Here is a 13,033-nt window from a genome sequence, read left to right as displayed (position 1 = left end):
CCCGCCCAGCCGGTTCCGCCGCCTCCCGATAACCTCTCCCCATGAGCAGGCCCCCCACCTTCGTCGCGCCCCCCGGCGCCCGCGCGTACCCGCTTCGGACGGCGCGCGGTGAATTCGCCGTGGTCGACGCGCCCGTGGCCGCCGGTGTCGAGCCGAAGGGCGTCGCGCTGCTGCTGCCGGGGTTCACCGGCAGCAAGGAGGACTTCAATCCGCTGCACGTGCCGCTCGCCCGGCGCGGATACCGGACCGTCGCCGTGGACGGGCGGGGCCAGTTCGAGTCGGACGGACCGGCGACGGACGAGTCCGCCTACGCGCAGGAGGAGTTGGCGCGGGACGTGCTCGCGCAGGTGGAGGCGATCGGCGGTCCGGTGCATCTGCTGGGGCACTCCCTCGGCGGCCAGATCGCGCGCGCGGCCGTGCTGCTCGACCACTCGCCCTTCCTGTCGTTCACCCTGATGGCCTCGGGCCCGGCGCAGATCTCGACGCACCAGCAGGAGCGCGTGAAGCTGCTCCGGGACGCGCTCGCGGTGCTGAGCATGGCGGAGGTGTGGGAGACGATCCAGGCGATGGAGCCGCCGGAGGAGACGGAGACGCCGGCGCTCGACGCGGGCCTGGACGACCGGGACGATCTGCGGCGCCGCTGGCTGGGCACCAAGCCCGCGCAACTCCTGGCCACCGGCCGTCAGTTGTGCACGGAGCCGGACCGCGTCGCCGAACTGGCGGCCGTGCCGCTGCCGTTCCACGTACTGTCGGGCGCACGGGACGACACGTGGCCGCTGCCGCTGCTCGACGACATGGCGGTGCGGCTCAAGGCGCGCCGGACGGTCGTCGAGGGCGCCGAGCACTCCCCCAACACCGACCGCCCGCTGGAGACGGCCCGCGCGCTCGCCGACTTCTGGGACGACGGCCCGGGCACCGCGCGGTAGGGCGAACGCCTAGTACTGGGACTGGAGATGATCCCAGAACCCGTCCCTGAGCGACCGCCGCAGGTCCGCCTGGCCGCGCAGGGAGTACTGGAGCAGTTCCTCGGCCTCGACCAGCAGGTCCTGGTCGACGGAGCCGGGCAGGTAGGGGTGGCCCGGGAACAGCTCGACCATCGCCTCGCGGCCCCGGGAGGCGAGCCATCGCGCCGCGATCTGGGCGCCGACGAAGCGCACGTCCTCGCGGCTGGGGCGGGCTCCGCCGGCGGTCTCGAACGCGGTGGCCGTGCGCCGGGAGACGTACGGCTTGAAGAACTCCAGGTCGAAGGTGCGCTGGCTGTCGACCTCCCAGAGCAACGGCTCGGCCTGGTTGCGGCCTTCGGGCGCCTCGATGCCCCAGAGGTGGACGCGGGCGCCGTAGCCCTGGGCCGCCTCGACCGCCGAGACCAGGTCCTCGTCGCCGCCGAGGAGGGCCGCGTCGCTGATCGCGCGGTGCCGCGCCAGTGACTCCAGGTCGGTCCGGATCAGCGAGTCGACGCCCTTCTGCTGGTTGTTGGCGTTGAGGTTGCCGAGGCGGACCTTGACGTCGGGCAGTTCGGCGATGACCTGCTGCTCGGCGGTGTGGATGCGGCGCCGGGCGCCGTCGTACCAGTAGACGCGCAGCAGCCGGCTGTCCGCGAAGATGGTGCGCGCCTTGTCGATGAGGGCGTCGATCAGGCCCTCGGCGTCCAGGTCGAAGGCGCGGCGGTCCTCGGTCCCGGCGACCAGCCGGCCGACGGCCGCGTACAGGTAGCCCGCGTCGACGAAGATCGCATGGGTCGAGGGCGTCTTGGCCACCTCGGCGAGCATGCGTTCCAGCAGCTCGTTCGTGCGGTCGATACGGGCGCCGAGGGCGGCCAGGTCGTCGTTCATCACCTCCATTGTCCCGGTGGTCACAGTGCGAACACAACCGGTCCCGGTGGGTCCCTCCCTGGTCCTGGACATGTCGCTTACCGGTCGGTAATTAGTTGTTCGAAAAATTTCTTTAGCGTAGGGAATGTTTGTAACAAGGAGCGCGTTGACTACGTACGACGCCGGATACACCAGACGTCACACGAAGTAGTTCTCCGCAGGAGGATGACCAGACGAAGGGAGAAGCCATGCGCTTCGAAATCATGCGACTCGACGAGGTCGACGGCACCGCCGTGGACAGCACCGTCGTGGACGCCGCCTCCGTCAACCGGATCGTTCAGCAGGCCGCCGCCATCGGACAGCGCCTGTGGATCCGCCCGGCCGAGACCCCGGCCTCGTAACCCGCACGCGGACCCGTCCGCCACTCAAGCCTTCCGGGGGAGCCGAGCCGCCGACGGCTCAGCTCCCCCGGATCACCTGAGTGACCCCGTTGATGATCTGCTGCACGGCGATCGCGGAGAGCATCATGCCCGCGAGCCGCGTCACCAGGACCACACCGCCGTCCTTGATGACGCGGATGATCAGCAGCGAGTAACGCATCACCAGCCACAGCACCACATGGATCGCGAGGATCGCGGACCACACCGAGAGCTGCGTGGACACGCTGTCGGCCTTCTGCACGGCCAGGATCACGGACACGATCGCACCGGGCCCCGCCAGCAGCGGCATGCCCAGCGGTACGAGCGCCACGTTCACGTCCTTGGTCTGCTTGGGCTCGTCGGTCTTGCCCGTCAGCAGGTCCAGCGCGATCAGCAGGAGCAGCAGCCCGCCCGCGATCATCAGGGCGGGCACGGACACGTGCAGGTAGTTCAGGATCTGGTGGCCCAGGACGCCGAAGACGGCGATGACCCCGCCCGCCACGCAGACGGCCTGGAAGGCCATCCGCCGCTGCACCTTGGCCGGCCGCCCGGCGGTCAGGGCGAGGAAGATCGGGGTGATCCCGGGGGGATCCATGATGACGAAGAGGGTCAGGAACAGGGAGCCGAAGACGGCGATGTCGAACATGGGGGAAGTGCAGGCCTTGCGGGAAGAGGAACTACGGGCGTGAGGCGGTCCGGACCGCGGGCATGAGGCAGTACGGACCGCGGGTGTGAAGCGGTACGGCGGGTCGGCCCCGGGGCCTCAGGCTCCGCCGGTCCCCGGCACCGGGAACGCGCCCGTCGCCCGCCGGGTGATCTCCCCGTACACCTCGGGGTCGGTCGTGAAGGCGCCCAGCGCCACGGTCTTGCGGCTGCCGTGGTAGTCCGAGGAGCCCGTGACCAGCAGCCCCAGCTCCTTCGCCAGGCCCCGCAGACGGTCCCGGGCGTCGGCGTCGTGGTCCATGTGGTCGACCTCGATGCCGTCCAGACCGGCCTCGGCCATCTCCGCGATCCGGGACTCCGGCACGGTACGGCCGCGCTTGGCGGCGGCCGGGTGCGCGAACACGCTGACCCCGCCCGCGGCCTTGACCAGCCGGATCGCCTCGAAGGGGTCGGTCTCGTGCTTCTCCACGAAGGCCCGTCCGCCGTCGGCCAGCCACTCCTCGGTGAACGCGTCACCCACCGTCGGTACGACGCCCAGCTCGACCAGCGCCGAGGCCACGTGCGGGCGCCCCACCGAGCCTCCGGCGGCGATCCGCTCGACCTGCTCCCAGGTGACCGGCACGCCCAGCGCGTTCAGCTTGGCGACCATCCCCTTGGCCCGCGGCACCCGGTCGTCCCGGACCAGCTCGCGCTCGGCGAGCAGAGCGGGCTCCTCGGGGTCGAACAGGTAGGCCAGCAGGTGCATCGAGACGCCGTCGACCCGGCAGGACAGCTCGGCCCCGGTGACCAGGGTCAGCCCCTCGGGCAGCGCGCCGATCGCCTCGCCGTACCCCCGCGTGGTGTCGTGATCGGTCAGCGCGACGACGTCCAGGCCGGCGGCGGCGGCGTTCCGCACCAGCTCAGCCGGGGTGTCCGTACCGTCGGACGCCGTGGAGTGGCAGTGCAGGTCAATGCGCACGACAACTCCAGAACACCGGCGGAAGCAAGGGGACACCTAAGGATAACGGTGTTTTCGACTCCGCCTGTCACACCCGAAACCACTCAGCGCCCCCTACTGCAACCCCTCAGGGGCGCGGGGAACCGCGCGACAAGCCACGACGACCCGCGGCCGCGAGCCCGCGGAACCCGGCGCCCCCGTGGGCGCTACGGCCGGAGCAAGCGCGGCGACAACGCTCCGCAGGGCACCAGATCCAGCTCCGCCCCCGCCTCCCGCAAGTCGGTCAGCACCAGTTCGTCGTACATGAGCAGACCGGACTGCTCGGGCCACATCACCGCCCACAGCCACATCCCGAGCGCCTCGCCGGCGAAGACGGCGCGGTCGTCCGGGGTGCGGTAGACGTGCCAGAGCGGGGTGGGGCGGCCCGCGGCCAGCACCTTGGCCTCCGGCGGCTTCTCCACGTTCATGTACGACCCCGGGTCCGGGCCGTCGATGCCGGCGTAGTGCGCGCCGAGGCCGACGCCCAGCTCCTCAGCGATCAGGATCAGCTCGCCCGGCCCGCCGAGCGGTCCGGGGCCGGAGCAGGCCACCGCGGTCGCCCGGCCGCCGCTGCGGTCGTCGCCGGCGTACGCCACGCCCGTGAACAGCCAGCCGACCGGCAGCGGCCACGGCATCCACACCGGCACCTGCGTGCGGTGCACCACGACGTTGAGCGCCTCGACGCTGGGCGGGATCACGGGCTGTAGCGGATACACCGTGCCGTGCACGTCGCACTGCCACGCGTCGGCGAAGAGTCCGGGAGCCCTGACCCGGCCACCGCACCTCGGGCAACTGGGTTCGCCCCTCATAGGGCTCCACGGTCCTACCCCTGCCCGCCCACGTCAAGGACGATCACCCGTCCGGACCGAAGAGCCGCCCCGATGCCCCGCCGAAGGCGATAGATGCACCTTGCATTATTTAGCCGAGCTAACTTACTATATGCATAACCCAACTATCTACGTGAGAACGGGAGAAGCACATGGACCCCTTCGACGCGGGAGCCGGCGGCCTCCTGCGACAGCCCAAGGCGGTCTGGGCCACGGCCGGCGCCTCCGTCGTCGCCTTCATGGGCATCGGCCTCGTCGACCCGATCCTGCCGTCGATCGCGCAGGGCCTGCACGCCACCGCCAGCCAGGTGTCCCTGCTCTTCACCTCGTACTTCCTGATCACCGCCGTCGCGATGCTGCTGACCGGCTTCGTCTCCAGCCGCATCGGCGGGCGCAAGACCCTGCTGCTCGGTCTGGCCTTCGTGGTGGTCTTCGCGGGCCTGGCCGGCACCTCCGGCTCCGTCGGCCAGCTCGTCGGGTTCCGGGCCGGCTGGGGGCTCGGGAACGCGCTCTTCGTCTCCACCGCCCTCGCGGTGATCGTCGGCGCGGCGGCCGGGGGCAGCGCGGCGGCGATCCTGCTCTACGAGTCCGCGCTCGGCCTCGGCATGGCCTGCGGCCCGCTGCTCGGCGCGGTCCTCGGCAACGTGAGCTGGCGCTACCCCTTCTTCGGCACGGCCACCCTGATGGCGATCGGCTTCCTGTGCATCACGGCGCTGTTGAAGGAGCAGCCGAAGCCGGCCCGGAAGACCTCGGTCCTGGACCCGCTCAAGGCGCTCGGCCACGGCGGCCTGGCCTCGGCGGCGGTCTCGGCGTTCTTCTACAACTACACGTTCTTCACCGTGCTGGCCTTCACGCCGTTCGTGCTGGACATGACGCCGTACCGCTCGGGCGCGGTCTTCTTCGCCTGGGGTGTGCTGCTCGCCGTCTTCTCGGTGATCGTCGCCCCGCGCATGCAGGCCCGGTTCGGCTCGCTGAAGGTGCTCGGCGGCTCACTGGTGCTGCTCGCGGCGGACGTGCTCGTGCTCGGCTACGGCGGCCACACCGCGGCCGTCGTCTGCACGATCCTGTCCGGTGCCTTCATCGGCGTGAACAACACGGTCTACACCGAGCTGGCCCTCGGGGTGTCGGACGCCCCGCGCCCGGTGGCGAGCGCGGGCTACAACTTCGTCCGCTGGTTCGCCGCCGCCGCGGCGCCCTACTTCGCGCCGAAGATCGAGGAGTGGACCGACATCCACGTCCCGTTCGTGGTCGCGGCCGTCACGGCGGTGCTCGGCGCGCTCGTGGTCGTCGTCCGGCGCGGGGCCCTCACCCACGAGGCCGAGGAGCTGGAACCGGGGCACGCCACCGAGGACGGGATCGGCGTCTTCGCCAACTGACCGGATCCGGCCTTGTGTTGGTGAGATCGGTCACTCGTGGCCGGTGCCGTGTCAGTCCAGCGGGACGGATCCGCGGGCGGGGTCCCGCAGGTCCGTCCCGCGTCCGAGCCAGCGCTCCTGGAGGGCCTGGGCGCCGTGCACCCGCTTCCAGGCGGCCTCGTTCGGGGTCATCGGCAGCAGCGGCAAGAACCGCACCGGGTCCATCGGGGCGTCCAGCTCCAGGTCCTCCACCAGCCCGCCGGGCTCGCCCACCAGCACGGAGGTGAAGGGGGCGCCGGGCCACAGCGGCTCACCCACGTCCAGCGAGGCACCCGGGGCCACCACCAGGCCCTCCACCTGTGGAGTCGCGGCGAGCACGGCGAGCGGGCGGAGCACCTTGTCGGTGTCGGCGAGGCCCGCGCGGACCGACAGGACCAGTTCGGCGCGGGGACCCGCCACCGGGTCGGCGAGCATCGCCGCGGGGTCCGTCATGGGGTGCTGGGACATGCCGAGGGTGGCGTAGCGGACGACGTCCCCCTCCTGGAAGCGGAGCACCTCGATGCGGTCCGTGCCGAGGAAGGTGACCGCGGCGCGGGCGTCCGGTTCGCCCAGCGCGGTGGTCAACCGGGCCTCGACCAGAGGAAGAACATCAGCCATGTGCCGAGCATAGAACTCGTCAGCAGCGGGCAAAGCGGCGCCTTGACAGTACGGGCGGCTGGTACTCTGAGCCGGTGGTTCGGGGCCAGCACGCCGAAGCGTGCCATCGGATCCCGACGCCGATGGGACTCCCTTACGAGGGACCGGCCGGAGGAGGTGGGGCTGTCATGGATCGAAGTCGACCGTGCAGTACCACTCGCTCTTCCGGCTGCTGATGTAGTTACCGGCTGGCCGCCGCCTTCCCTTGCGCTCCGTCGTTCGGAAGAGCACTTCGTTTCGCTTTGCCTGATCTGTCTGACCTGAATCAGTTCTGCGTCAGCAGCGAAGTCGCCACCGTGACGGTGCGGTGCTCCCCGCTTTGTGGACGTGCCAAACACACGCACTCAGGACGTCCCCATTCCGGGTAGTTCCACCCGTCGCCGCGTGCCCTCGCTGCCCGCCCGCGAAGGAGCCTGCCCATGTCGATGATCCGCGACCTGCGCGCCGTGGTCCGCCCGTCGTCCCGTGTCTCGCTGCGCAAGGACACGAGCACGTCGTACGACGCCACGCGCGCGCCCGGCACTCCCTCGGCCGTCGTCGACTGCGCCGTCTACCGCGACGGCGCCCGCGTGCAGAGCCCGGGGCCGCTCAGCCCGCAGGAGGCCATGCGGCTGGTGCGCCGTGACGGCGGCTTCGTCTGGATCGGGCTGCACGAGCCGACCGAGGCGGAGTTCGCCGGTATCGCGGGCGAGTTCGGACTGCACCCGCTGGCCGTCGAGGACGCCGTGCAGGCCCACCAGCGGCCGAAGCTGGAGCGGTACGACGACTCGCTGTTCACCGTCTTCAAGACCATCCACTACGTCGAGCACGACCGGCTCACCGCCAACAGCGAGGTCGTGGAGACCGGCGAGGTGATGTGCTTCACCGGCCGGGACTTCTTCATCACCGTCCGGCACGGCGGCCAGGGGTCGCTGCGCGCCCTGCGGCACCGCCTCCAGGACGACCCGGAGCTGCTCGCCAAGGGCCCCTCGGCCGTGCTGCACGCCATCGCCGACCACGTCGTGGACGGCTACATCGCGGTCGCCGACGCCGTCCAGGACGACATCGACGAGGTGGAGACCGAGGTGTTCTCACCCGGCCGCCGGGGCGGGGTCTCGCGCGGTGTGGACTCCGCGCGGATCTACCAACTCAAGCGCGAGGTACTGGAGTTCAAGCGGGCGGTGGCCCCGCTGCTGCGGCCGATGCAGCTGCTGAGCGAGCGGCCGATGCGGCTGATCGACCCGGACATCCAGAAGTACTTCCGGGACGTCGCCGACCACCTCGCCCGGGTCCAGGAGCAGGTGCTGGGCTTCGACGAACTGCTCAACTCCATCCTCCAGGCCAACCTCGCGCAGGCCTCCGTCGCGCAGAACGAGGACATGCGCAAGATCACCGCGTGGGCGGCCATCATCGCCGTACCGACGATGGTGTGCGGGGTGTACGGCATGAACTTCCAGTACATGCCCGAGCTGCACTGGAGGTACGGCTACCCGGTGATCATGGGCATCACGGCCGCGCTGTGCCTGGGCATCCACCGCACGCTGAAGCGCAACGGCTGGCTGTGAGCGGGCCGGTACGGCCTGGTTAGGCTGGGACGCATGACAAGCGAGCTGCTCGACCGGGCCCTCATCGAGGAGGCCGCGAAGAAGTCCGGCCTGATCTGGGTCAGGGGCGCCGGGGCCCCGGCCGCGCGTGCGCTGTGGCACGTGTGGCACGAGGGCGCGGTGTGCGTGGTCGGTGACGGTCCCGGTGAGCAGCCGTTGGAGGGGCTGGCCGACGGGGGCTCCGCCGAGGTGAGCGTGCGCAGCAAGGACAAGGGCGGCCGGCTGGTGACGTTCGCGGCGGCCGTGTCCGAGCTGGCGTCCGGTTCGCCGGAGTGGGAGGCGGCCGTCGCCGAGCTGAAGGGCAAGCGGCTGAACGCCCCCGACGGCGAGCGGATGCCGGCCCGCTGGGCCCGCGAGTGCCGGGTGCTCCGCCTGGCACCGACCGGGTCGGTGGCCCCGCTGCCGGACGGCGACCTGGCCCAGCGCCCGGTGACGACGCCGGCGACCACCCGCAGACCGGTACCGGCGGGCCTGCCGAAACTGTTGCTCGGACGCCGGAAGGGCAAGTGACCGGCCACCCCCGCGGCAGCCGTCCCACGACCCCGCCACTCCCCTACGACGTCGGCAGCTGTCTGCCGTAGTCCACCGTTTCCGACGCGGCCGGTTCCTCGACGGTGAAGTTCTTGCCCCAGTCGGAGAAGCGGAGCGTCCCCGCGTCGCCGGCGCGGACCAGGCGCAGCGGATAGGGCGTGCCCTGGAGGGACACGTCCAGGGTGCCGCCGGCGCCCTTGTCGCCGGTGACACGGATCGTGCGGGTACCCGCCCCGTCGGTGTGGTGGCCGTCCGTCGCCAACGTGCCGTGCAGCGTGAGGAGACCGTCGAGGAGGACGTCCTTGTCCGTGAAACCGCTGAACTTCTTGTACGCGGGATCCCCCTGCGGCACCTTCACGTACTTGCCGTCCAGCTTGCCCCCGGCGCCGTCGCTGCCGTCGGCGTGGTTCCAGAAGTCCGCGTCGGCCTTGAGGTACAGCTCCTCGCCGATCCGCAGCAGCTTGAAGGTCGCCCCCTGCGAGGTCACCGACCCGGTCCCGCCGGCGTCCTTGAGCCGCATGTCCAGCCGGTACGTGCGGCCACTGGTGACCACGGTCCCGGCCAGCCGCACGGCCGACGCCGCCTGTGCCGCCGCCCGCGTCTTCGCCTGGATCCGGTCGGCGGGCAGCTTGCCCACCCCGTTGGTGCCCGCGTCCGGGTCGTCGCCGCCGCACCCCGACAGCACCATCGCTCCCGTCACGGCCAGTGCGCAGGTCGCGGTCAGCAGCGCGGTCCGGCGGGTACGGCCCCGGGGCATCGCAGTCACAGGTGAGGTCGCCTTCCTGACGGTTCCTGAGCGGCGTACCGCAGCGTACCGGTGCCCCGGCCACCCGGCGGAGCCAGTCCGTGCGGACATCCCACCAGGGCGTATCCGAGCGGTACGGGCTAGCCTGAAGCGCACCCGCGCGGGCAAATCCGAGCAAATTCCACCCACAGCAGTCCTCAGCGACTCCCAGGCAGACTCCCAGCGACTCCCAGGCAAAGGAAGCAGAGCCATGGCAGCCGGCGCCCCCCGGATCTTCGTCTCGCACCTCGCCGGGGTCCCCGTCTTCGATCCGACCGGCGACCAGGTGGGTCGCGTCCGCGATCTGGTCGTCATGCTGCGCGTCGGGCGACGGCCCCCACGCGTCCTCGGACTGGTCGTCGAGTTGTCCACCCGGCGCCGTATCTTCCTGCCCATGACCCGGGTCACCGGCATCGAGTCCGGCCAGGTCATCACCACCGGCGTGGTCAACGTCCGCCGGTTCGAGCAGCGGCCCACCGAGCGGCTGGTCTTCGGCGAGCTGCTGGACCGGCGGGTGACACTGGTGGAGACCGGCGAGGAGGTCACCGTCCTCGACGTGTCCGTGCAGCAGCTGCCCGCACGCCGGGACTGGGAGGTCGACCGCGTCTTCCTGCGCAAGGGCAGGAAGGGCGGCGCCTTCCGGCGGGCCAGGGGGGAGACGCTGACCGCCGAGTGGTCGGCCGTCACCGGGTTCTCCCTGGAGGAGCACGGACAGGGCGCCGAGAGCCTGCTCGCCACCTTCGAGCAGCTGCGCCCCGCCGACCTCGCCAACGTCCTGCACCACCTCTCCCCGAAACGGCGGGCCGAGGTGGCCGCCGCCCTGGACGACGACCGGCTCGCCGACGTGCTGGAAGAGCTGCCGGAGGACGACCAGATCGAGATCCTCGGCAAGCTGAAGGAGGAGCGCGCGGCGGACGTGCTGGAGGCGATGGACCCGGACGACGCGGCCGACCTGCTCGCCGAACTGCCCGAGGCGGACAAGGAGCGGCTGCTGAGCCTGATGCAGCCCGCCGACGCGGCCGACATGCGCCGCCTGATGTCGTACGAGGAGCACACGGCCGGCGGTCTGATGACGACGGAGCCGATCGTGCTGCGGCCCGACGCCACCGTCGCCGACGCGCTCGCCCGGGTCCGCAACCCGGACCTGTCCCCCGCCCTGGCCGCCCAGGTCTACGTCTGCCGCCCGCCCGACGAGACCCCGACCGGCAAGTACCTGGGCACCGTCCACTTCCAGCGGCTGCTGCGCGACCCCCCGTACACCCTGGTCAGCTCGCTCGTCGACGACGATCTGCAACCGCTGTCCCCGGACGCGTCCCTGCCGATCATCGCCGGGTTCTTCGCGACGTACGACATGGTGGCGGCGCCCGTGGTGGACGAGTCCGGGTCGCTGCTCGGCGCGGTGACCGTGGACGACGTACTGGACCACATGCTGCCCGAGGACTGGCGGGAGACCGAGTTCCACCTCGATCAGGGAGAGGAGGCGCCCACGCATGGCTCCTGAGCGCGAGACCGCGACCCGCGAGCGTCATCCGGCGGGCGCCACGGCCGCCGGCCGGCCCCGGGCCACCCGGCTGGACCAGCCACGCTCGCCACGCCGCCGGATCCTGCCCGAATGGGACCCGGAGGCCTTCGGCCGGCTGTCGGAGAAGATCGCCCGCTTCCTGGGCACCGGGCGCTTCATCGTCTGGATGACGGTCGTCATCATCGTGTGGGTGGTGTGGAACATCGCCGCGCCCCGCCACCTGCGCTTCGACGAGTACCCGTTCATCTTCCTCACGCTGATGCTGTCCCTCCAGGCGTCCTACGCGGCCCCGCTGATCCTGCTGGCGCAGAACAGGCAGGACGACCGCGACCGGGTCAACCTGGAGCAGGACCGCAAGCAGAACGAGCGGTCCATCGCCGACACCGAGTACCTGACCCGGGAGGTCGCCGCGCTGCGCACGGGCCTGGGCGAGGTGGCCACCCGCGACTGGATCCGCTCGGAGCTCCAGGACCTGGTCAAGGAGCTGGAGGAGCGCCGCCGTCACGACGGGCACCCGGGTCACGTCGTATTCCCGGCGGAACGGACGGAACGGCCGCCGGGACGTGACACAGACGACCGCTGAGGGGCATCCCGGACGCCCCTCGGCGCGCCGTACCATCGTCCTTATGGCTACGGAAGACGCGGTGCGCGAGGCACTGGCGACGGTGAACGACCCCGAGATCAACCGCCCGATCACCGAACTCGGGATGGTCAAGTCGGTGGAGATCGGCGCGGACGGAGCGGTCGCGGTCACCGTGTACCTGACGGTGTCCGGCTGCCCGATGCGCGACACCATCACGCAGCGCGTCACCGAGGCGGTCTCCCGGGTCGAGGGCGTCACCCGCGTCGACGTCACGCTGGACGTGATGAGCGACGAGCAGCGCAAGGAGCTGGCGTCGGCCCTGCGCGGCGGCCAGGCCGAGCGCGAGGTCCCCTTCGCCAAGCCGGGCAGCCTCACCCGGGTCTACGCGGTCGCGTCCGGCAAGGGCGGCGTCGGCAAGTCCTCGGTGACGGTGAACCTGGCCGCGTCGATGGCGGCCGACGGCCTGAAGGTCGGCGTCGTGGACGCGGACATCTACGGCCACAGCGTGCCGCGCATGCTGGGCGCCGACGGTCGGCCCACCCAGGTCGAGAACATGATCATGCCGCCGTCCGCGAACGGCGTGAAGGTCATCTCCATCGGCATGTTCACCCCGGGCAACGCCCCGGTCGTCTGGCGCGGCCCGATGCTGCACCGCGCGCTCCAGCAGTTCCTGGCGGACGTCTACTGGGGCGACCTGGACGTCCTGCTGCTGGACCTCCCGCCCGGCACCGGTGACATCGCGATCTCCGTCGCGCAGCTGGTCCCGAACGCCGAGATCCTCGTCGTCACGACCCCGCAGCAGGCGGCGGCCGAGGTGGCCGAGCGGGCCGGCTCCATCGCCGTGCAGACCCACCAGAAGATCGTCGGCGTGGTCGAGAACATGTCCGGCCTGCCCTGCCCGCACTGCGGCGAGATGGTAGACGTCTTCGGCACGGGCGGCGGCCAGCTGGTCGCGGACGGTCTCACCCGCACCACGGGCACGTCCGTTCCCGTCCTCGGCAGCATCCCGATCGACGTCCGCCTCCGCGAGGGCGGCGACGAGGGCAAGCCGGTCGTCCTGACCGACCCGGACTCCCCGGCGGGCTCCGCGCTGCGCGCGATCGCCGGCAAGCTGGGCGGGCGGCAGCGGGGGCTGGCGGGGCTGTCGCTGGGGATCACGCCGAAGAACAAGTTCTAGGTCTGCCCCGGCGAAGGGGCGTCGTCCGCACGGGCGGCGCCCCTTCGCCGTACCCGGAGCGGCCCTTCGCGGTACCCGGAGCGCCCCTTCGCCGTACCCGGAGCGC

The 13,033-nt window shown here is 71.4% G+C and carries 14 protein-coding genes; 8 read left to right on the top strand and 6 right to left on the bottom strand.

The window, feature by feature from the left end:
• Window positions 1-41 precede the first annotated feature (41 nt).
• Window positions 42-926: an alpha/beta fold hydrolase gene (locus tag AQJ11_RS41680; RefSeq protein WP_107120961.1), complete on the top strand. Its 885-nt coding sequence runs from the start codon at window positions 42-44 to the stop codon at window positions 924-926.
• A gap of 9 nt (window positions 927-935) precedes the next feature.
• On the opposite strand, the gene AQJ11_RS41675 is transcribed toward AQJ11_RS41680, so the two are convergent.
• Entirely contained in the window at window positions 936-1,841 is a 906-nt protein-coding gene (locus tag AQJ11_RS41675) for an NYN domain-containing protein (RefSeq protein WP_107120960.1), read from the bottom strand.
• A 218-nt stretch (window positions 1,842-2,059) separates the two neighbouring features.
• Here AQJ11_RS41675 and AQJ11_RS50195 point away from each other — a divergent pair, with 218 nt between their 5' ends.
• Window positions 2,060-2,212, top strand: coding sequence for a hypothetical protein (locus AQJ11_RS50195; RefSeq protein ID WP_014674826.1), 153 nt, complete (start codon window positions 2,060-2,062; stop codon window positions 2,210-2,212).
• Between the two features lie 58 nt (window positions 2,213-2,270).
• Here AQJ11_RS50195 and AQJ11_RS41670 read toward each other — a convergent pair whose 3' ends face one another.
• From AQJ11_RS41670 to AQJ11_RS41660, 3 genes are all read right to left on the bottom strand, one after another.
• Window positions 2,271-2,876, bottom strand: coding sequence for a MarC family protein (locus AQJ11_RS41670; protein WP_014674825.1), 606 nt, complete (start codon window positions 2,874-2,876; stop codon window positions 2,271-2,273).
• Between the two features lie 117 nt (window positions 2,877-2,993).
• On the bottom strand, window positions 2,994-3,851 hold the full coding sequence (locus AQJ11_RS41665) for a PHP domain-containing protein (protein ID WP_014674824.1): 858 nt from the start codon (window positions 3,849-3,851) through the stop codon (window positions 2,994-2,996).
• Window positions 3,852-4,036: 185 nt separating this feature from the next.
• Window positions 4,037-4,678 (bottom strand): DUF6758 family protein, encoded by a 642-nt coding sequence (locus AQJ11_RS41660; protein WP_041665487.1) that lies wholly within the window; start codon window positions 4,676-4,678, stop codon window positions 4,037-4,039.
• A gap of 170 nt (window positions 4,679-4,848) precedes the next feature.
• On the opposite strand from AQJ11_RS41660, the gene AQJ11_RS41655 reads away from it, so the two are divergent.
• Window positions 4,849-6,072 carry an MFS transporter gene (locus tag AQJ11_RS41655; RefSeq protein WP_059266933.1) on the top strand — a complete coding sequence of 408 codons (1,224 nt, stop codon included), beginning with the start codon at window positions 4,849-4,851 and terminating at the stop codon, window positions 6,070-6,072.
• Window positions 6,073-6,123: 51 nt separating this feature from the next.
• On the opposite strand, the gene AQJ11_RS41650 is transcribed toward AQJ11_RS41655, so the two are convergent.
• On the bottom strand, window positions 6,124-6,708 hold the full coding sequence (locus AQJ11_RS41650) for a suppressor of fused domain protein (protein WP_058081816.1): 585 nt from the start codon (window positions 6,706-6,708) through the stop codon (window positions 6,124-6,126).
• Window positions 6,709-7,166: 458 nt separating this feature from the next.
• Here AQJ11_RS41650 and AQJ11_RS41645 point away from each other — a divergent pair, with 458 nt between their 5' ends.
• Window positions 7,167-8,291: a magnesium and cobalt transport protein CorA gene (locus AQJ11_RS41645; protein WP_014674820.1), complete on the top strand. Its 1,125-nt coding sequence runs from the start codon at window positions 7,167-7,169 to the stop codon at window positions 8,289-8,291.
• Window positions 8,292-8,324: 33 nt separating this feature from the next.
• Window positions 8,325-8,840 carry a hypothetical protein gene (locus AQJ11_RS41640; protein ID WP_058081815.1) on the top strand — a complete coding sequence of 172 codons (516 nt, stop codon included), beginning with the start codon at window positions 8,325-8,327 and terminating at the stop codon, window positions 8,838-8,840.
• A 43-nt stretch (window positions 8,841-8,883) separates the two neighbouring features.
• Here AQJ11_RS41640 and AQJ11_RS41635 read toward each other — a convergent pair whose 3' ends face one another.
• Window positions 8,884-9,618, bottom strand: a complete 735-nt coding sequence (locus AQJ11_RS41635; protein ID WP_059266931.1) for a hypothetical protein — start codon at window positions 9,616-9,618, stop codon at window positions 8,884-8,886.
• Between the two features lie 238 nt (window positions 9,619-9,856).
• On the opposite strand from AQJ11_RS41635, the gene AQJ11_RS41630 reads away from it, so the two are divergent.
• The 3 genes from AQJ11_RS41630 to AQJ11_RS41620 are packed head-to-tail and all read left to right on the top strand — an operon-like array spanning window position 9,857 to window position 12,927.
• Window positions 9,857-11,146: a magnesium transporter MgtE N-terminal domain-containing protein gene (locus AQJ11_RS41630; protein WP_014674817.1), complete on the top strand. Its 1,290-nt coding sequence runs from the start codon at window positions 9,857-9,859 to the stop codon at window positions 11,144-11,146.
• The gene (locus AQJ11_RS41625) at window positions 11,136-11,750 is read left to right on the top strand and encodes a DUF1003 domain-containing protein (protein ID WP_014674816.1); all 615 of its coding nucleotides are present in this window, start codon (window positions 11,136-11,138) and stop codon (window positions 11,748-11,750) included. The genes AQJ11_RS41630 and AQJ11_RS41625 overlap by 11 nt, the downstream gene beginning before the upstream one ends.
• Window positions 11,751-11,793: 43 nt before the next feature.
• Window positions 11,794-12,927, top strand: coding sequence for an Mrp/NBP35 family ATP-binding protein (locus AQJ11_RS41620; protein ID WP_059266928.1), 1,134 nt, complete (start codon window positions 11,794-11,796; stop codon window positions 12,925-12,927).
• Window positions 12,928-13,033 lie beyond the last annotated feature (106 nt).

Origin of the sequence: Streptomyces corchorusii (assembly GCF_001514055.1) — a bacterium.
In the GTDB taxonomy this organism is placed as follows: Bacteria; Actinomycetota; Actinomycetes; order Streptomycetales; family Streptomycetaceae; genus Streptomyces; species Streptomyces olivaceoviridis.
The sequence above is the reverse complement of the archived record's forward strand: the minus strand, read 5'-3'. Positions and strand labels throughout refer to the sequence as shown.

Excerpts from the sequence above, each read along its gene's own strand:
- AQJ11_RS41680 (WP_107120961.1), top strand. The coding sequence starts at position 42 with ATGAGCAGGCCCCCCACCTTCGTCGCGCCCCCCGGCGCCCGCGCGTAC.
- AQJ11_RS41675 (WP_107120960.1), bottom strand. The coding sequence starts at position 1,841 with ATGGAGGTGATGAACGACGACCTGGCCGCCCTCGGCGCCCGTATCGAC.
- AQJ11_RS50195 (WP_014674826.1), top strand. The coding sequence starts at position 2,060 with ATGCGCTTCGAAATCATGCGACTCGACGAGGTCGACGGCACCGCCGTG.
- AQJ11_RS41670 (WP_014674825.1), bottom strand. The coding sequence starts at position 2,876 with ATGTTCGACATCGCCGTCTTCGGCTCCCTGTTCCTGACCCTCTTCGTC.
- AQJ11_RS41660 (WP_041665487.1), bottom strand. The coding sequence starts at position 4,678 with ATGAGGGGCGAACCCAGTTGCCCGAGGTGCGGTGGCCGGGTCAGGGCT.
- AQJ11_RS41655 (WP_059266933.1), top strand. The coding sequence starts at position 4,849 with ATGGACCCCTTCGACGCGGGAGCCGGCGGCCTCCTGCGACAGCCCAAG.
- AQJ11_RS41650 (WP_058081816.1), bottom strand. The coding sequence starts at position 6,708 with ATGGCTGATGTTCTTCCTCTGGTCGAGGCCCGGTTGACCACCGCGCTG.
- AQJ11_RS41645 (WP_014674820.1), top strand. The coding sequence starts at position 7,167 with ATGTCGATGATCCGCGACCTGCGCGCCGTGGTCCGCCCGTCGTCCCGT.
- AQJ11_RS41640 (WP_058081815.1), top strand. The coding sequence starts at position 8,325 with ATGACAAGCGAGCTGCTCGACCGGGCCCTCATCGAGGAGGCCGCGAAG.
- AQJ11_RS41635 (WP_059266931.1), bottom strand. The coding sequence starts at position 9,618 with ATGCCCCGGGGCCGTACCCGCCGGACCGCGCTGCTGACCGCGACCTGC.
- AQJ11_RS41630 (WP_014674817.1), top strand. The coding sequence starts at position 9,857 with ATGGCAGCCGGCGCCCCCCGGATCTTCGTCTCGCACCTCGCCGGGGTC.
- AQJ11_RS41625 (WP_014674816.1), top strand. The coding sequence starts at position 11,136 with ATGGCTCCTGAGCGCGAGACCGCGACCCGCGAGCGTCATCCGGCGGGC.
- AQJ11_RS41620 (WP_059266928.1), top strand. The coding sequence starts at position 11,794 with ATGGCTACGGAAGACGCGGTGCGCGAGGCACTGGCGACGGTGAACGAC.